General features: G+C 64.5%; 5 protein-coding genes. 2 read left to right on the top strand and 3 right to left on the bottom strand.

Annotated elements, in window-relative coordinates:
* Positions 1 to 6: 6 nt before the first annotated feature.
* Complete coding sequence (locus tag EQZ23_RS18360) at positions 7 to 1,308, top strand: HlyD family type I secretion periplasmic adaptor subunit (protein WP_128455916.1); 1,302 nt, start codon at positions 7 to 9, stop codon at positions 1,306 to 1,308.
* 292 nt (positions 1,309 to 1,600) lie between these two features.
* Positions 1,601 to 7,852, top strand: a complete 6,252-nt coding sequence (locus EQZ23_RS18355) for a Calx-beta domain-containing protein (RefSeq protein WP_164913506.1) — start codon at positions 1,601 to 1,603, stop codon at positions 7,850 to 7,852.
* A 162-nt stretch (positions 7,853 to 8,014) separates the two neighbouring features.
* Here the strand turns inward: EQZ23_RS18355 and EQZ23_RS18350 are convergent, their stop codons facing one another.
* The 3 genes from EQZ23_RS18350 to EQZ23_RS20525 form a co-directional block, all read right to left on the bottom strand.
* The gene (locus EQZ23_RS18350) at positions 8,015 to 11,143 is read right to left on the bottom strand and encodes a TonB-dependent receptor plug domain-containing protein (RefSeq protein ID WP_240663678.1); all 3,129 of its coding nucleotides are present in this window, start codon (positions 11,141 to 11,143) and stop codon (positions 8,015 to 8,017) included.
* Positions 11,144 to 12,578: 1,435 nt separating this feature from the next.
* A complete protein-coding gene (locus tag EQZ23_RS20530; protein WP_276318491.1) occupies positions 12,579 to 12,707 on the bottom strand; it encodes a hypothetical protein in 129 nt (42 codons plus the stop codon).
* Positions 12,708 to 12,729: 22 nt separating this feature from the next.
* Positions 12,730 to 19,497 (bottom strand): M10 family metallopeptidase C-terminal domain-containing protein, encoded by a 6,768-nt coding sequence (locus EQZ23_RS20525; RefSeq protein WP_164913505.1) that lies wholly within the window; start codon positions 19,495 to 19,497, stop codon positions 12,730 to 12,732.
* Positions 19,498 to 20,130 lie beyond the last annotated feature (633 nt).

The following is a 20,130-nucleotide window of genomic DNA, read 5'->3' as shown; positions in this document are numbered from 1 at the left end:
GAACCCATGACCGACACGCATCTCGAAGACCTCGCCGATCGCATCAAGCCCAAGGCGGTGTCGAACCTGCTGCTGTGGTTGATCCTGGGCTTTATCGTCGTCTTCATCGTCTGGGCCAGCATCGTGAAGCTGGATCGCACCGTCCACGCGCCCGGCCGCGTCGTGCCGAGCAGCCGATTGCAGGTGCTCAGCAACTTCGAAGGCGGGGTCGTCTCGGCGATCCTGGTCCATGTCGGCGACCTCGTGAAGCGCGGCCAGCCGCTCGTCCGGCTCGACCAGACCCAGGCGGGGGCGGAATTCGGCAGTAGCGAGATCACGGTCGGTGCGCTCAACGCCAAGATCGCCCGGTTGCAGGCGGAGATCGCCGGCCGCGAACCGGTTTATCCCGCGGCGACCACGCCCGAGGTTGCGCAGCAGATCGGCATCGAACGCTCGCTCCACGCGGCACGCATGAGCGATCTCGCCAGCCTCAGCGCAGCGGGGGCCGCGCGCGCGGCGCAAGCCGAGCGTGCGGTCGCCGAAGCGCGATCGGCCTATGCCTCGCGGGTATCGGCGCGCGATTCCGCGCAGCGCCAGCTCGAGATGATCCGTCCGCTCGTCCAGCGTGGGATCGAGCCGCAGCTGACACTGATCCAGCTGGAGAACAGTGCCGCGGTCGCGGGAACCGATGCCGCCCAGGCCTCGGCAGCGATCGCCCGCGCGCAATCCGCCGTCGCCGAAGCGCGGGCGAGCCTTGCCCAGGTGCGGAGCAGCTGGCGCGCGCAGGCGGGGACGGATCTGGCCGCCGCGCAATCCGAGATGGCCTCGCGCCAGCGCTCGATGCCGGCGCTTGCCGCCAAGCTCGGGCGCGCGACGGTCGCCTCCCCCGTGGATGGTCGCGTCAATCGCGTGCTCGTGTCGACGGTCGGCAGCAGCATCGGCGCTGGCCAGCCGATCGTCGAAGTGGTGCCGAGCGCCGAGACGCTGACCGTGGAGGCGCTCGTCAGCCCCAAGGACATCGCCGCCGTGCGCATCGGTCAGCGCGCCCGGGTCAACATCACCGCGTACGAGTCCGGCGTCTATGGCGGCATGGACGGCCGCGTCCTGACCATCTCGCCCGACGCCACGCTCGAGGAGCGCACCGGAGAGAGCCATTACACCGTGCGGGTACGCGCCGATGCGCAGAACTTCCGCGGACCCGGAGGCCGGCGTCTGGTGATCGGTCCGGGCATGACGGCGGACGTCAACCTGATCGGCGATAAGCGTTCGATCATGGCCTATATCCTGACGCCCTTCACCCGGCTGCGCGAAGAGGCGCTGCGCGAATAATGCGATGGCGCCGCATGATCGAAGGCGGCGCTTAACGCACGGCAGCAAATACTTCGTGTGACAGCGTGCTCACGCGCGCTTTTGTCTTTCCTCCGCCGGCAAATCCGACAGGTTCGTCATGGCGCCGTCATTTAACGGCAATAGGTGCATGAAATTACGAGATTTTGCGCACAGGGGCGCGAATCGCGTGACATAATCGGGGGGATCGGTCGTGGGTGCATTTGTCGCAGGAAATGTCGTTGTTTATCGGGTCGGATCGGGTAGCTCCGCGCTGTCGAACGCAACCGCCGCAGTGTTCCTGGACGAATATACGTCGGCCGGGATCCTGGTTCAGTCGATCGCGCTGCCGACCGCCGATATCAGCCTTGGCGGGATCACCAACCAGACGCTGACCGCGATCGGCAATTCGGCGCTCGAAGGCCTCCTTACCCGCAGCGCCGACGGCCGCTTCCTCATGCTGACCGGCTATGACACGGCGGTAGCGACGGCAAACGCTACCGCGCTGTCGAGCGCAACCGGCCGCGTCATCGGTCGCGTGGGTGTCGACGGCATTGTCGACACGTCGACCTCGGTGGCAATCGGTGCGGGCAACGTGCGCGGTATTGCGAGCAACGACGGCGCGAATTTCTACGTCAGCACATCGACGACCGGCGTCTCCTACGGGACGTTCGGCAGCGCGGCCGTGACCCAGCTCAACACCAGTGCGACCGGCCCCGTCAACGTGCGCGGGCTTAGCCTTTATGACGGCCAACTCTACGAAAGCGCGATGTCCGGTACGTTCCGGATTTCGACTGTCGGCACCGGTACGCCGACGACCGCAGGTCAGATCGTCACCAACATCGCGAGCGATGGCTCGTCGACTTCGCCCAGTATCGCCGCATCGGCGCCGGGTGCCTTCTTCTTCGCCGATCTGACTGCCGCGGTCGACGGCGTCGATACGCTGTACGTTGCCGACAGCCGGTCGGGCGGCGGGCTGTTCAAATATTCGCTGGTCGGGGGGCTGTGGACGTCGAACGGCTCGATCGCGGACAGCGGGCTCACCGGTCTGACGGGATCGGTCAACGGCAGCGCCGTGACGCTGTTCGGGACGACCGCCACTGCACTCGATCTGTTCAGCGATGCGACGGGCTATAACGGCATTCTGGCAGGGGGCAGCACGCGCCTGGCCACCGCCGCGACCAACACCGCCTTTCGCGGCGTCGCGTTCGCACCGCAGGCTGCCCCGGTCGCGAACGAGACGATCGCGTTGCAGACGACGACGGTCAGCCAGAGCGAAGGCACCGGCACCGACACCGTTTACTCTTTCACGCTGACCCGGACCGGCAGCACCGCCGCGGCTGCTACGGTGACCTATGCGGTCGTCGCGGGCGGTACCGCGGACGCGGCCGATTTCGTCGGTGCGACGACCAACACTGCGATTTTCGCGGCAGGGCAAAGCAGCACGACGGTGACGATCACGGTCGCGGGCGACACGCTGACGGAGACCGACGAGACGTTCGTGCTCGCCCTGTCCTCCCCCAGCGCCGGCTATGACGTCAGCCCGGCCACGCTGACCAACACGGTCCTCAACGACGATTCCGCGTTCGCGATCGCTGCGGGCAGCGCCAGCGAAGCGACCGGCAGCATCCCGTTGATCGTCACCCGCACCGGCGATCTCAGCCAGGCCGCGACCCTGTCCTATGCGGTGTCGCTGGGGAGCAACGACACCGCCTTGGCGAATGATTTCGCGGGCGGAACGCTGCCTGCGGGCCAAGTGACGTTTGCCGCCAATGCAGCCACGGCCACCATCCTGGTGCCGGTCGACAACGACGCCGTGAGCGAACCCGACGAGACCTTCACCGTCACGCTGTCGGGCGCCGGCGCAGGCCAGACGATCACCACCGCGAGCGCGACCGGCACGATCCTCAACGACGACCTGCCCGGGCTGTCGATCGCCAACGCCTCGATCATCGAGGGTGATGCAGGCACGAGCGTTCTGGTTTTCACGGTGACCGCCAGCGCGCCTGCTCCGACCGGCGGGATCAGCTTCCAGGCGACGACGTCGGACGGCACGGCGTCTGCGGGCAGCGACTATGTCGCGCTGGCGGGCAATTTCACGATCGCGGCCGGCGCTACCAGCACCACCGTCAGCGTCGTGATCAACAGCGATACGGTGTTCGAGCGCAACGAGACATTGCTGGTGACGCTGACCAACCCGACCAATGCGATCATCGCGGGCGGTGCGGCGACCGGCACGATCGCCAATGATGACGCGGTGCCTGCGACCGCCTCGATCTTCACGACCAATTTTGCCGATTTCTCTGCATCAGGCTTCGCGCCCGGCGCCGCGGCGAGCAGCGGACAGCTCGATTCCAACGTCTGGCGCGTCGTCGGCCTGTCGGACCAGACCAACCCGTCCTACGGCTTCACCGGCGCATCGGGAGGCGATTTTGGTCGTGGCCTGATCAGCGGTGATCCCGTGACCGCGGGCGTGTACACCCCGGTCAACGATCGTGCGCTGATCCTCCAGCCGACCGGTGCCGAGCTCGAAGCAGGCGGCTTCATCGAGGCGCGCATCCAGAACACCAGCGGCGCGACGGCAACTAGCTTCGACATCGGATTCGACTGGGCGTATCGCAACAATGCGACGCGCGGCGAGAACATGCAGCTTGCCTATTCGACCGACGGCACGACCTTCACGAGCGTGGCCGCGGCCAGCTTCACGACCCCGACGGCGATCGACAATACCACCGCCAATTTCACCAGCCAGAACGAACAGGTCAGCATTGCCGGCACGGTCGCCGATGGCGGCTATCTCTATCTGCGCTGGATCCACGTCTCGTCGGTCGGCAGCGGCAGCCGTGACGAGGTCGGCATCGATAATGTCTCGGTCACTGCGCGCCTGAGCACCGATCCCACCGCGGCGATCAGCAACATCAGCCTTCTCGAAGGTGATGGCGGCGCCACCGCAGCGGTCTTTACGGTCACGCGTTCCAGCGGCGTCGGTACCGCGAGCGTCAGCTACGCCACAGCGAACGGCACCGCGCAGGCAGGCAGTGACTATGTTGCGCAGACCGGCACGGTCAATTTCGCGGCCGGCGAGACGAGCAAGACGATCACGATCCTCGTCAACGGCGACCGGGTCAACGAGGCCAACGAGACCTTCGTCGTCAACCTGACCAATCCGGTCGGCTTCGTCGTTCCCGCCCCAAGCGCGACCGCGACGATCCTCAACGACGATACCGGCCCGATCGCGATCTACGATATCCAGGGGCTGGGTCACCGCTCGCTGTTCACCGGTCAGGTCGTCGCCACCAGCGGCGTCGTCACCTCGGTGCGCAGCAACGGCTTCTATATTCAGGATCCGAACGGCGACGGCAATGACGGCACGTCGGACGCGATCTTCGTTTCGACCGGTACGACCCCGCCGACGGTCTCGGTGGGCAATGCGATCACGCTGTCGGGTACGGTCGCCGAATTCGCGTCGGCGACGACCAACCTGACGATCACGCAACTCAACAGCCCGACCGCGATCACGGTCACCAACCCGTCGGTCGCGCTGCCGGCCGCGGTGCTGATCGCGACCGACGGCACCGGTCGCGCGCCGCCCACCCAGGTGATCGACGACGATCGCCTCACCAGCTACGATCCGACCACCGACGGCGCCGACTTCTATGAATCGCTCGAGGGGATGCGCGTCACTGTCCGCGCGCCGCGGGTCGTCGCCGATACCAACGCCAATGGCGAAACCTATGTCGTCGCGTCGCTGGGCGTGGGCGCTACGGGTCTGAACAGCCGGGGCGGCATGACGATCTCGGCGGGCGACGTGAACCCCGAGACGATCAAGATCTACCAGGGCATTTCCGCAGCAGGCGCTTACCACCAAGGCGACACGCTGAACGACGTGACCGGTATCGTGAATTACTTCGGGGGCGAATACGAGGTCGACCCGACCGGCCCGGTCAGCGCCGCGACCACCGCGACCCCCCTGCCCCGCGAGACTACCAATCTGGTCGGGACGGCATCGGGCCTGAGCTATGCCAGCTTCAACCTGGAAAACCTGGCGCCCGTGGCAACGCGAGCGACCGGCGATACCGACGCCACCTATGCCGTCAAGCAGGCCGCGGTCGATGCGCGCTTCACGATCCACGCCAACGAGATCGTCAACGCGCTGCACAATCCCGACATCATCGGCGTGCAGGAAGTCCAGGACGCCGATGGCGAGAATGCCGGCACCGACCTGTCGGGCGCCGCGACCGCACAGAAGCTGATCGACGCGATCGCCGCGGCGGGCGGTCCAACCTATCGCTATGTTGAGGTCGCGCCGACCGCGACCAACATCAGCGGCGGGGCGCCCAACGGCAACATCCGCAACGGCTTCCTCTTCAACACCGAGCGGGTGAGCTATGTCGAGGGATCGGCGACCGCGATCCAGGCCGACGCTTATAACGGCACGCGCAAGCCCGCCGTCGCCGATTTCGTGTTCAACGGTCAGGTGTTCACCGCGATCGACCTGCACTCGACCTCGCGCGGCGGGTCGGACGCGCTGTACGGCGCGAACCAGCCTCCCAATAATGCCGGCGACGCCGCCCGCACCGCGCAGGCGACCGCGGCCAAGGCCTATGTCGATGCGATCCTCGCGCGCGATCCGTCGCACCAGTTCGTCGTCAATGGCGACTTCAACGGCTTCTATTACGAAACCGCGCTTCAGACGCTGGCACCCGCGGGTAACACCGGCGCGCTGTCCAACCTGATCTACAAACTGCCGGTCGAAGAGCGGTACACCTATTATTTCGACGGCTATTATCAGTCGTTCGACAACATCATCGTGTCGACCGGGCTGTATGCCGGATCTAGCTTCGACATCGTCCATTACAATGCGGGCTATAACGACGGGCTGTCGACGACCGATCACGACCAGGCGCTGGCGCTGATCGGGATCGTGCGGAGCGGCACCGGTCCGGCCGTCGCGGTCGCCGACGGGTTCGCGATCACCGCGATCTCGGTCTATGGCGGCACCGTGCTCGCCAACGACACCGGTGGCGATGCGTCGCTCAGCGTCGTTGCGCTGAACGGCAGCGCGGCGGGCATCGGCCAAGCCGTACGCCTCTCGTCGGGTGCACTCATCACGCTGCTGTCGGGCGGTACTTTTGCCTATAATCCGGATGGCGCGTTCAGCACGCTGGCAGCGGGTGCGACGACCACCGACAGCTTCACCTACACGATCAGCGGCGGGTCGACCGCGACCGCGACGATCACGATCGGCGGGATCGCGACCCCTGCCCCGGATGGCGCCAGCCATATCCTCGGGACTGCCGGCAACGACATGTATGGCGGCACGCAGGGCACCGACTATTTCGATCTGTCGAATGGCGGCGTTGATCGCGTGAGTGGTGGAGCCGGGGCGGATGCGTTCTTCTTCGGTTCGGCGCTGACCGGGGCGGACCGGATCGACGGCGGTTCGGGTATCGATCAGGTCGGTCTGCAGGGCGACTATACCGGTGCCAATCGATTGGTGCTGACCGCCACCACGCTGAACGATGTCGAGGTTCTCGCTGCTCTGTCGGGCTTCAGCTACGATATCGTCCTCAATGACGGCGTCATCGGCGCTGCGGGCAATTTCACGGTGTTCGGGACCAATCTGGCGGCGGGCGATGCGTTCACCGTCGACGGGTCCGCCGTCGCGTCGGGATCGCTGACGCTGTATGGTGGTCTAGGTGTCGACACACTCACCGGGGGGGCGGGCAATGACGGCTTTCTGTTCGGGGCGGATCGCTGGAGCGCGACCGATGTCGTGGTCGGGGGCGCCGGCAACGATCAGCTGGCGCTCGACGGCGACTACGCCATCACGCTCGATAACCGTGCGGGTGTCGAGACTGTGGCGTTGCTTGCAGGGCCGGCACAGCCGGGCAATGCCGCGAACGACTACACCATCACCATTGCCGACAGCTTCGTTACCGGGGGCGCGACCAAGACGGTCTGGGGGCTGCCGGTCACGACCGATCTGGTCGTCGACGGACGCGCGGTCGCGCAGGGCAATTTGAACATCTTCGGGGGATCGGGCAGCGACACGCTGACGGGTGGCAGCGGCAACGACCTGCTGTTCGGCGGAGCCGGTCGCGACACGCTGGCCGGCGGAGCGGGCAACGACGTCTTCGTCTACAATGCCGCCAGCGAGTCCTCGAGCACGGGATACGACACGCTGGTCGGTTTCACCCGTGGTGCAGACGTCGTCCAGGCCGCGGGCGTCGTTCGCAACACGTATGGCACCGATGTCACCGGCCAGCTCGACGATGCGAGCTTCGACACCGACCTCGGCAACGCGGTACGCGGCAGCCTGACTAGCGGGTCTGCGGTGTTCTTCAACGCCAACGCCGGCAATCATCAGGGCGAGACGTTCTTGGTGGTCGATGCCAATGGGATCGACGGCTATCAGGCCGGACAGGACCTTGTCATGCAGATCGTCCCATCCGCCGCGTTCCAGGTGGCCGCGGCACCAGTCGAAATGATCGCTCCCCACCCGATGATGCTGGACCTCGTTGCGGTCCACCTGCCTATCGGCTGATCCGGCTTCGAGCCGCTAATGCGGTCGGATGCCAACACGCATTTCATTGTGCTACGATGACGGCCAATATCGGTGCAGTGGGCGCTGACGCCAGGTAGCGGAATGACCGGGGTCCCGATCGACATCGATCGGGACCCCGGCATCGGACATCATCCGAAGACGTTACAGCCGCAGCGAGACGCCTGCGACGAGCTGCCGCCCGAGCAGGTCATACCCCATCACGGTATTGCCGCGAAGCAGCCCGATCCGCGAACGACTGTCCGGAATAAGCGGCGGATCGCGGTCGAACACGTTGTTCGCGGCCAAGCGGAACGTCATCTGCTTGTTGATGTCGAAGCTGAGCGCGACGTCGATCCAGTTGTACGAGCCGGCGCCGGGATATTGATCCCGTCGTGCGCTCGCGTCCTGTGCGGGGATGCCGGTATCTTCGGGCGCGTAGATGTCGAGTAGCATCGCGCCGCGATGACGCCAGTTGATCGACAGGCTGGTCGTACGGTCGGGTGCGGTCCAGGTGGTGCGGAACTGGTGTGCCCAGCGCGGCATGCTCTCTCCGCAGAGATTGCCGAAATACCCCACGCAATTGCGCGGCTCGATGGTCGGCGATGACTGCGAGCCTACCCGGGTCATCAGCGTACCGTTGAAGCTCATGTCGAGCCGCCCGACGCCGCCCAGGCCGACATTGTACTGACCCTGGAAATCCCAACCGTGTGACTGGGACTTGTAGCCGTTGGCCGAGCCGCGGGCCACCCAACCCGTCGCCGGGCTGGTCGCGGGCGAGCTCGACAGCGTGCCGGTGCCGGGGTTGCGGACGATGCCGCGACAGAAATACTCGTTCCCGGTGGCCAGGCACTCGCCGATGATGTTCTGCGGCTGGAGGAAGTCGAGCTGGTCCTTCAGGTCGATCAACCACCGGTCGATCGACACCGTCAGGCCGGGCAGGAAGCGCGGGCGCAGCACGACGCCGAACGTCTTGGTATACGCGCTTTCCGGCGTCAGGTTGAAGCCGCCCTCGCGCACCGTGCACCGATCATCGGGGCAGACCAGCGAGGCGCTACCGTAGAGATTGTCAGGAAGACCGGTGTTGCGGCACTGCTGCAACGTCGCGGACGGCGCCAGACGCCCACCATTGGGGTTCGACGGATCGATCCGCGGCGCGCAAGGGTCGGAATAGAATCCCTGGTTCCAGAAGATGTTGGCGGCACCCTGCGCAGTGCTGACGCCCGGTGCGGCCTGCGACTTGTTGTAGGACGCACGTAGCGTGATATCGGCCACTGGCGACCAGAGGCCCTCGACCTTCCAGGTGTCGAACTTGCCGTCGAGCCGGTTGTATTTCGACACGCGGTAGCCAGCATTGACCTGCAACAGCTCTGCGAACCGGCGGTGTTCGATCAACGGTGCCTGCACCTCGGCATTGGCTTCCAGGATGCTTTGCGTGAAGCGCTGGTTCTCGCCGCCATTGTTCTGCTGGAAGATCTCGTTGACGATCGTCCGTTCCATCTCCTCGCGATATTCCGCCCCCAGGGCGATCGCGATGCCCTGCTCCGCGAGCGGCGAAGTGATGCCGTATTTGCCCAGATCGCCACTGACGGTGCCGACGAACTGCAGCAGCCGCGGAATGCGCGTGCTGATCCCACCGGTTGCGCCGCCATAGAGATACTGGTTGAGCGCCGTATCCTGGTTGAACGGTGCGAATGCGTTGAAGGGCACGCATGTCGGATCGGTGCCGTTGACGACCGCACGACAGGTCGGCGTGCCATTGACGCGGACGACGTCGAGCGAGCGATTGATGTTGTCGAAGCGCGCGAACGGTACGTCGATGGTGTCGAGCCGCGCGCGGGAGATCATGCCAGCGACATCGTAAGACCACACGTCGTTCAGCCCACGCCCGCGCAGCCCCGCGACGATGCGATACCCTTCGTTGGTGAATTGCTGGCGCGTCAACGGCAGACCGTCGAAGCGATAGCGTACGTCAATCGGCGCATATTGCCCGGCGACGCCTGCATTGGCGCCGCACAAATCCTGCGCCTGTGCGCTCGAGAGGAACGCGTTGTCACAATTCACCCGGAACGGGTCGGTGCCGTACGCGCCGAAGTTGAAGGTGCGGTTGAGCTGGGTGTTGTAGGATTTGTCGCGGTAGAACAGCCCGTTGCCATAAAGCTCGATATCGTCGCTGATCTTCGCGGTCAGGAAACCGCCAACGTTGATGCGATTGAAGGCGCGCTGCACCGCCCAATTGTCATAGGGGTTGGCAGAGGTGCCCGGCGGTCCGCTGTTGATCGGAATGAAGGTGCCGTTGCCGTTGGGATTGTTGACCAGGATCTGCCCGGCCCGCGGCCCCGACTGCGGAATGATCGTACCCGCCGGCGTGAAGCTCGCGCGGGAGCAGCCGAGCGGCGAGGTGTTGGACGGCTGGACCGCCTCGCAGACCGAATAGGACCGATCGACCAGCTCGACCGGATTGGACTGACGATAGTTGACGAAGCCGGTGATATTCACGCGGTCGTTGAACAGGTTGGCGCCCGCCGCCAAGCTCACGTCCGAGCGTCCGCCATCGTTGGTCAAGCCGCGCTTGGCGTTGAAACCGGCGCGATCTGCCGCGTCGGTGACGTCATTGCTACCATTGTCATGGTTGAAGAAGCTGTAGTTCGCGTCGAGCCGGATGCCTTCGAAGTTCTTCTTCAGGACGAAGTTGACGACGCCCGACACCGCATCCGAGCCGTAAACGGACGAGGCACCGCCGGTCAGTACGTCGATCCGCTCGACCAGCGCGTTGGGGATGATGCCGACGTCGACCGTATTGGCGAGACCAACTCGCAGGCCGTCGATCAGCGTTAGCGTCCGCTCATAGCCCAGACTGCGCAGCTTGATGCGCTGGCGACCTTCGGAATCGCTGAAATTCTGTTCCGAGTTCACCTGCACCTGCGGCAGACGGTTCAGCACCTCCTCGATCGTCGTGGCGCCTTGTGCGGCGATCTCCGCGGCCGTCGTGGTGACGATCGGTGCGGCAGAGCGGTTGTTCGGGCGCGTGATGCGCGTACCGGTCACGACGATGTTCCCGCCTTCGCGCTGTTTTCCGGCCCGTTCCGTGTCTGCGGCCAGCTTGGCGGAAGCGACGGGATCACCGATCGCGGCCCGGTCATCCTGCGCAACGCCATCCTGTACACCGTCGCCGGCGCCTGTATCCGAAGCTATATTCGAAGCGCCCATGTTCGAAGCGCCGGTATCCGACGACTGGGCCTGAGCCAAGGTCGGCAACGCGACCAACGCAGCCGCGCAACATGTCGTGGTCATCAACCCCTTGAACGAAACCATTCTATCACCCCCTCTGTTGCCAAGAGGGTCACATGGATGATGCTGCGCGACATCGACTACCTCCGACCCTGTCCGGAAGCATTCGTGAACATTAACGTCGCTCGTTCATCGGGATCTAACGCCCCGTGACCTCGCTGACATTGCTCGGCAGTACCATCCCGACCCCTGGACAGGCACATGCTGTCACGTTCGCAATATCAAAACAATACCAATGATGCCGCAAAACAGAGGTGGTATGATATTTAGTCTGTGAGCTGTTTCAATCGGTATTGACGACAAGGTTTGACGACGCTTTGCTGGCAACATTTTGCTCGGCGTGTCGTCCACTCTACCTGAAATCCTCCAATGGGGGCCTTCTCGGCATTTTCCGAGCATCGCCGGGGGATGGCGGGCTGCCGGGGCGGTGGATGGCGGATGGATCACCTTTGAACGGCGAAGTGACGTTGCGGAACATGGCATTCCGTCCGCCAGGATTGCGGTGCCGGCAAAGGCAGAGGCAAATGAGGCGAGGCAGCTTTGGGCGCGAGGCCGTGGAGCGGCACGCGTCACTAGGCGCCGGGGCGATTGTCCCAGTTTTGCTGGACTTCCGCACGCCAGCGCAGCCAACGTTCCTTCTGGCGTCGCCGCCGCTTGATAACGAATATGCGATACCCGGCGCCAGCAACGACCAGCGCGCCTGCCATGATCGTAGTAGATATGATCGTCGTCAAAAGTAAAAACCCTATTTAGACACGCTAGAATATATAGAATAACGCGCCTTATCAGTTAGTTTTGCTACGTAACTCGCTCGTTATCACATTTGTATCCGGGTTTTACCCGGAGTACTAGAGTTAACGGGGGCAGGCATAAAACTAATAGCCCCAGCGGTATGCACAGCATCGATGGCGCTCGCGAGATGCTCGATCTGTTGGCGCGCGCTGGTCAGCGACGAAAGTGGAGAGCTGTCGGCTGCCAAACAGGCACAAATAGCGATTTTGGCGATCCCGAATAGCTGCTGGTTGTTTGGTGCCGTCGGGCGCGCGCACGGCCATTCGACTCTCACCGCGTACCACGAACCCGTCATGGCGTTCGAGGTCTGCTCTGTACGGTTACCGCCGGAAACTCGGCATCAAGCCGGATGAGAACCGGGGAATCCTCAATTGTGGTCTCTTGGTCAGAACGAGGCGCTCCGTCCGCCAGGAGTCGTCCGGCATCGACGTCTGCACTGGGAAGCGGAAACGGCGTCACCCCTGATAGGTCCGGGCCGTCTCTGCCGACCGGACCATTTAGGCTCTGTGCCGTGTCCGCACGCACGTCCCGAACGTACAAACCGCGGTTTCGACATCCGTCGCGCACCGCGACCCGTTTGGACGCAGATACGAGAAAGGCCGGCGCGATGGGTATCGCGCCGGCCTTTCTTGCGGATGTGGATTGATCAGGACGTGGTGAACGTACCGTCACCCGCGGTGCGGGTGCCGACCTCGGCCTGCCCTGCCGCGATCTTCTGGACTGCGGGGCGTACCCAGGGCTTGCGGGCGACGGGTGTCTTGGTGGTGATGGTCATGATTGATCTCCCTTGGTGATGCTTACAGAATAACGGAAGGCGGCGTCAGGTCGCCCACTGGGGCAAGGTGCAGGACGAGGTCGCTGCCGGCCTGATAGCCGGCGACGCCATCGGTATTGACGACCAGGAAGGTCTCGCCTGCATGATTACCCGAGGTTGCGGTGAACGTCACGGCCGCATTGCCGCCGATGTTACCAAAGGCTGCAGCAAGATCGTCGTTGAAGGTGGCATCGTCCAGCCGACCGTTCTGGCCTGCCGTGGCGGTGCCGTAGGTCTGGCCGTTTACCTGGATCACGTCGGATCCCTGCGTGAAGCCGAACAGCGTGTCGTAGTTCAGGACAGCAGCCCCATTATTGCCGACCGTGACGTTCGATTCCGCTGCGGCGTTGAACACGAAGGTGTCCGAACCCGCACCACCCGAAATCTTGTCGCGACCCAGACCGCCGAACAGCGTGTCGTCGCCGGCACCGCCGAAGATCGTGTCGTTGCCCGACCCTGCGAGGATGCGCAGGTTGCCGTTCGTCTCCTGGCTGCCATCGATGACGAGATCGGCCATGACCGAGCCCGCCTGACCCTGGAAGCTGGTCACCGCAGTGATCGTCTTGGTCCCGCCGGCTGCCACCCAGCTGTCCTCGACGAACAGCGTCCCATAGGTGTTTGCGCCGTTCGGCTCGCGTAGCAGGGCCAGCACTTCGACATCGGCATTGTCGGCACGCAGCGACAGGTTGCCGGCAAAGCCGTCAAGCCCGAGCTGGTCGGTCCCGGCGCCACCCACGACCACGTCGTTCGCACCGAACCCTCCCGGGCCGAAGAAGAACGCGTCGTCGCCGGCACCGCCCGTCAGCGCGTCGGTGCCAAGGCCACCGAACATCAGGAACGAGCCATCGGTCTCTGCCGAACCGTCGAAGCTCAGGCTGTCGGCGCTGGTCAGGTTGCCGCCGAACACGGTGAACACCTGGCCGGCCGCGACCGTAGCGTCCGCACTGGTGATGTCGTAGCTGCCATCCGCCAAGACGGCCAACACCTCGACATTGCTGAGCGTGGCTGCGTCGAGCACCAGCCGATTGGCACCGGTATAGTCGCCCTTGAGACCGATCTGATCGGTGCCGGCCCCGCCGTCGATCCGGTCTGCAGCGATCAGCGCGCCGCCTGCCAGGATCGCGTCGTTGCCCGCCCCCGTCGCCAGCGCCACCGCGCCCGTCTTCTGCGACAGGTCGAACAGGTCGTTGCCGCCCCCGCCGAGCGTCAGCACCACACCGTCGACAAAGCGGAAGCGCTCGACATTGGTGAAGCTGTTGCTCTCGATCGCGCCGTTATGGACGATGGTCGCCGATCCTGCGCCCGTCTGGGTGACGGTGTAATCGGCGTATTTTTCCAGCAACACGCCGGTGTCGATGCCGTCGCCGCCATCGATCGTGTTGGCGCCAAGATTGCCGATGAGCATGTCGTCGCCCGCGCCACCGAAGATCGTGTCGTTGCCGGCACCACCGTCGACCGCGTCGTTGCTGGCACCCGCGTCGATGACGTTGGCCCCTGCATCGCCGGTGATGACGTCGCTGAACGCCGACCCGGTCACGTTCTCGATGCCGACGAGCGTGTCGGTGCCTTCGCCCGTGACCTGCGCGCCGCTGACGAGGAGGTTCACGCGTACCCCGGACGTCGCTTCGCTGTAGCTTGCGGTATCGATCCCGGCACCACCGATCAGGGTGTCGTTACCTGCGCCGCCGCGCAGGATGTCATTGCCGTTGCCGCCATCCAGCGTGTCGTTGCCGGCCAGGCCGATCAGGGTGTCGTTACCATCACCGCCGTTGAGGACGTCGTTGCCGGTTGCGCCGGTGATGGTTTCATCGGCGGAGAAGCCCGACAGGGTGAGGTCGCCGATAAACCCGTCGAAGTTGAACGCGGTGAACCCGCCCGTATAGCCGTTGCCGATCGCGAAGATGGTCACGAAGCCGTTGACGTTGCCCGCCGCGCCGTCGCGATCGACCTGCATCAGCAGGTCCCCGCCCAGCTGAACCAGCCGCAGATGGCCGCTGGCAAAGGCGTTGCTGTTGGCGGTGTAGTTGGTCAGCCCGCGATTGAGAAAGTCCGTCATCTCGAACTTGTCGCCGGCGTTGCCGCCCTCGAAGTCGGCCACGCGGTTGGTACGAGCCGTGGTCGCCACGTCCGTCGATGTGCCTGCCGTGGCGCCGACGCCGAACTGGATGATGTCCGCGCCAGCCCCCAGCGCGAGCTGGTAGTTGTTGACGCTGGATGCGCCGCGCATGCTGATGCTGACGATGTCGGCACCGTCCCCGGCGTTGACCGTGGCACTGGCGACGCCGGTCAGGACGATGCGGTCGTTACCCGCACCGCCATCGACGGTGACGACATCGACGTTTCGATCGTTCGAGGTCGCGCCGAGCGCCAGATAGGTCGTGCCCGAAAGGCCTGCGGCGTTCGTCGCCAGCGCAGTCGATAGCGTACCACCGCGCAGTTCGATGAAGTCGTTACCGTCACCGCCGTCCATGTTGATGTTGGTCGCTGCGGTCGCGGTGCCAGCGGTGGTCGCATTCGCACGCGTCACCAGGATGCTGTCGTTACCGCCATAGCCGAACAGGGAATCCGTCTGGCTGAGCGCCGCTGTCGTGGTGGCAACCGTATTGTCGGTGATCAGGTTGAAATCGTCATCGCCGCGTAGCGTGTCGCCGAAGCCGGAGCCGGTCAGGTATTCGATGCCGACCAACGTGTCGGTGCCCTCGCCGCCGGTATCCTGCGCGACGCCCTTGATCCGGAGATCCACGTTCACGCCCGCCGTCGAGTTCACATAGGTTGCGGTATCCAGGCCTTCGCCCCCGATCAGCGTATCGTTGCCGAGTCCGCCCGACAGGGTGTCGTTGCCGTACCAGCCGTCCAGCACGTCGTCGCCGGCGTTGCCGACCAGCGTGTCCAGCGTACCGCCGCCCCGCACGACGTCGTTGCCGAGTCCGCCGCGGAAGACGACGCGTTCGACGCTTGTGAAGGAACCTGCGGCGATGCCGTCGATCGTGATCGCGCTATCGCCCACCAGATTGCCGAGATCGAAGCTGACCCCGCCCGCGCGATCCGTGTAATAGGCGTAGGCCAGATCGGTGCCGTCGCCGCCATCGAACGTGTCGTTCCCACCGTCGTTGGTGTAGACCGCGGTCAGCCCGGCTGCGATTGCGTTGGCGATGCCGCCCACCAGGACGTCGTCGCCGTCGCCTCCGCGCAGGGTGTCGTTACCCATGCCGCCGACGAGGGTGTCGTTGCCGGCACCCCCTTCTAGGACGTCGTCGCCGTCCGCGGTCGTTGCCCCGGTGTTGAACGTGTTGACGTAGTCGCCGAACATGACGTCGTTGCCGGCACCACCGATCAGCGTGTCGGACATACCGCCGCCGATGACGAAGTCGGCAAGCGCGCCGCCGACCAACCGGTTCGCCGTGGTGTTGCCGCCGGTCAGGCTGTTGGCGAAGTTCGCCGCACCAATCACGTTCTCCACGTTGGTGATCGTGTCGCTACCGCCGAACGCACCGACCGTCTGGGCAGTGGTCGTGTTGAGGTTGACGGTAACCGACGAGGTGGAAGCGGAATAGTCGACCGTGTCCGCCCCTGCCGCACCGTCGTAAATGTCGTTGCCGCCGCCGTCGAACAGGATGTTGTTACCCGCATCGCCGGTGACGCTATCGGCACCCGAGCCGGTCCGGACGTTCTCGAAGTTGATAACGGTGTCGTTGCCCAGACCCTGGGCAGTCAGCGCGGTGAGGTTGACCGTTACCCCGGTCGCGCCCGTGAAGAGCAGGGTGTCGATGCCCGCGCCGCCGTCGAGGACGTCATCACCAAGGCCGCCTTCGAGAGCGTTGGCATTGTCGTCACCGATCAGGATGTCGTTGCCGGCACCGCCCGTCAGGTTTTCGATGCCGCGCAACGTGGCGATCGCCGCACCGGCGATATTGGCAGCCCCGTCGTTCGCACCGTTCAGTCGCGCCGTAATGCCCGCGGTATAGCCTGCGAACGAGGCCGTATCCGACCCGGTGCCGCCGTCCAGCAGATCCACGGTGCCGCCCACGTTTCCGCCCGTGGCGAGCGTGTCGTCGCCTGCGCCACCCGAAACGGTGTTTGCCGCAGCATCGCCGCTAAGCGTGTCGTTGAACGCGGAGCCAACCAGATTCTCGAACCCGGTAAGCGTGTCCGTGCCCGCGGTGCCTGTGTTCTGCGCCGCGCCCTGTAGAGCAAGACTGACCGTCACCCCGGCTGCGGAACCCGCATAAGACGCGGTGTCATCGCCGGCCCCGGCGCTCAGCGTGTCGTTGCCCAGGCCGCCTTCGATGATATTGGCGTTCGCGTCACCGATGAGGGTGTCGTTATACTGCGAACCGATCAGGTTCTCGATGCCGGTCAGGGTGTCCGATCCTGCCGCCACCGTGTTCTGCGCGGCGCCCTGTGCGTTCAGGTCAACCGTCACACCCGTCGTGGAACCACCGCTGAACGCGGTGGCGAACGACGCGGTGTCGTTGCCGGTGCCGCCGTTCAGGATGTCGTTGCCGATCGTGCCCTGCAGGAAGTCGTTACCCTCGCCGCCGTCCGCGACGATGCTGCTGGTGTTGGTGGCGGTAACCGTGGTGGTCACCACGGCCGCGTTCTGGAGCGACACGTTCAGCTGGTAGCTCTGCCCGGCGGTCAGCGGCTGGGCAATGGCAGAGCCAGTCCATTGTCCGACACGAAGGTAATAGGTTCCTACTGCTGCAAAGGTGTAGGTCAGATAGGCATCGTCATGCCCAGGGTAGGTCGGATCGCCCGTGCCCGTGTCGTTGCTGGCCAGCACGGTACCTGCGCCGTTAACCAGTTCGATAAAACTGTCATCGAGCGTGCCAGCGCCATCTATGTCGAAAATCGCCTGCGACCCGGCGACAGTTACATCGATCCGGTAATATTCCAGCGCGCCGCCGGCCGCTACGGCGTTGATGGTTGCATGCGGGATGCTGGTCGCGTTCGTGATGTTCGCATTGGCGTCGACGTCATAGGCGCCGGCGATGCTCACCGCCGTCGCGATGCTGTCATTGTTGGTCGTCTGCGGCTTGGCGATATCCGGCTGGGAGGGGGCCGAGACGGTCGTGATGGCGGTGAAGCCGCCACCGATAAGGCGGTCGTCGCCTGCCCCGCCCGAGAGCGTATCCGCCCCACCGGCGCCACCGCTCAGGGTGTTGTTCTGGCTGTTGCCGATCAGGACGTCGTTGGCGATGGTGCCCTGAATATTCTCGATGCTGCGCAGCGTGTCCGTCTCGCCATCGTGGCTGACGACGACGTCTGCCCCGGTGTCGTTCAGCGTGACGTTCACCCCAGTGGTGCCGGTGAAGATCACCGTGTCGCTGCCGGCGCCGCCGTCGAGCACGTTGTTGGCGACGTTGCCGACGAAGATGTCGTTGCCTGCGCCGCCCGTGGCGTTCTCGATCAGCGACCGCGTGTCGTTGTTGTAGAGCAGCGACATGGCGATGTTGCCGGGCGCCAGCGACGTCAGGCCCTGATAGGCCAGGTTGTTCGCAAGCTGCGACTGGTCGAACGTCGAGAACTCGCCCGGCCGCAGGTCGATGGTGATGCCGTTGGAATAGTTGCTGGCGTCGATCGTGTCGGTACCGCCGCCATCCCAGACGGTGAGGAAGATCTTGTTGCCCGACGGTGCGCCCTGGCCCACGCCGTTGATGAACATCTCGCCGGTCGTCTGGCTGAAGGTGTAGACGCTGTCGCCGGCATTGGTCGTGTAGTTGGCGCCGTACATGTACTGAAGCGCGGCCAGATCATACTGCATGTAGGTCTGCGGCTGGTTGATCTTCTCGCCAGCGAAGCCGCCGGTGCCGGGCGCCGGCGTATAGGTCATCAGCGACCAGGCCTGGCCGTCGCGATCCGGGGTCAGCGACTGGGTGCCGAAGCGCGGCGCACCGCCGAAATAGAAGGACAGGTCGCTGTTGGTGTAGTCCTGATGCCCGTGCTTCAGCCCCATGGTGTGGCCGATCTCGTGCATCATGGTGGCGTAGCCCCATGTGCCCTTGAAGGCGAGATCGTAATAAGGCTGGTTGGTACGGCCGAACCAGATGTCGCCCGACAGACCGCGCGTGTCGGACGGGAAGTTGCCATAGGCGGACCCGACGTCCTGATCGCCGCTCTGCGAGATGCGGATGTTGGCGTGGACGGTGTCGGTGTCGGTGATTTCGGTGAACGTCAGGCCGGTTGCGGCCGAGAGCTGGGCGAAGGACGCGCGCGCCGCGGCCTGTTGCTGCGTGCCCAGGTCTATGTGGTAGAGGCTGACGCCGTTGCTGTCATAGCCGCTGCCGTTGTAGTTCGAGCCGGACGTCGGGAAGCTGTAGGTAAGGTTCAGCGTGCCCCATTTGGCGCCGATCAGGGTCGCGTCGATGTTGCGGTTGCCCGTGAACGAGCGGCTTCCGTCCGGATTGGTGACCAGCGGCAGCAGCACGCCGATGTTATTGCCTTCGGGATTGGCATCGATCGGGTTGACGCCTTTGACGCCCCCATCCGCATCGCTGAATCCCTGGCACGCGGCGCAACCGCATCCTGCGACGATCGTCGTATGAGCAAGTTCCGCCAGTGGATCCCACGAGCCCGGACCCATGTCGCCACTCGGCGTGCGATCGATACCTGCCAGGCGATCCGGGGATCCGGCCAGGAAATTCTCGGTCGGCAGGGAGTCTATTTCCGTCAGCGGTTCCCGGATACCGATTACCACGTCGTTAACCACGCCATCGGTGGGTGCAATACCGCTCAGACCGGAAATATTCATGAAGACTCCCCCTTTGTGACACGATCGCATCGTTCATGCTGTGCAATGTGCACTTAGGCAGGCAGATTCGTTCGTAATTGGCTTTAATTATTTCAATTCTGTCATTGTATGTTCACGTTGGTCAAGCGCAAGATCGCGCTGTCGACGCAGAAGCGACATAAATTTTTCACAAAGCGCTCCGGCAGAAGGCGAACTGAGGAAGCTGTTGCAGATAAAGGCTAAATTGCTGGCGAATTCCGGCCTTCCTGGCTCTGTTCGACCGCGTAGGGCGTCCCCCTCCCCTCGTCCGGAACAGCCGTGACTCAATGTCACCGTTGGCGTATCGAAGGCCGCTCAAGCCGACGGAAAAACGCGATGCTCCGCATTTTGCTACCTCTCTCCGCGGCACTCGCCACCTGCACGCCTTCACCTCAGGATGCCGCCATGCGCAGTCCCAACCGGGTCCCCGGAACCATCGCCCAAGGTTCAAGTGAGGCAAGGCCCGGAAGCCAGGGCTTGGCCGCTTCGAATTCGGTCGAGCATGACGCGGGTTATCGCGGACACGCCGCCCAGGGGCCGATCCTGGAAGCGGTGTCCGCAGCAGAGAACCCTGCCCCTACGCCTGCCCCCGCCTCTACCCCCGCCTCTACCCCC

It is taken from the genome of Sphingomonas sp. UV9 (assembly GCF_004101245.1).
In the GTDB taxonomy this organism is placed as follows: domain Bacteria; phylum Pseudomonadota; class Alphaproteobacteria; order Sphingomonadales; family Sphingomonadaceae; genus Sphingomonas.
This window is presented reverse-complemented; position numbering and strand designations above follow the sequence as displayed.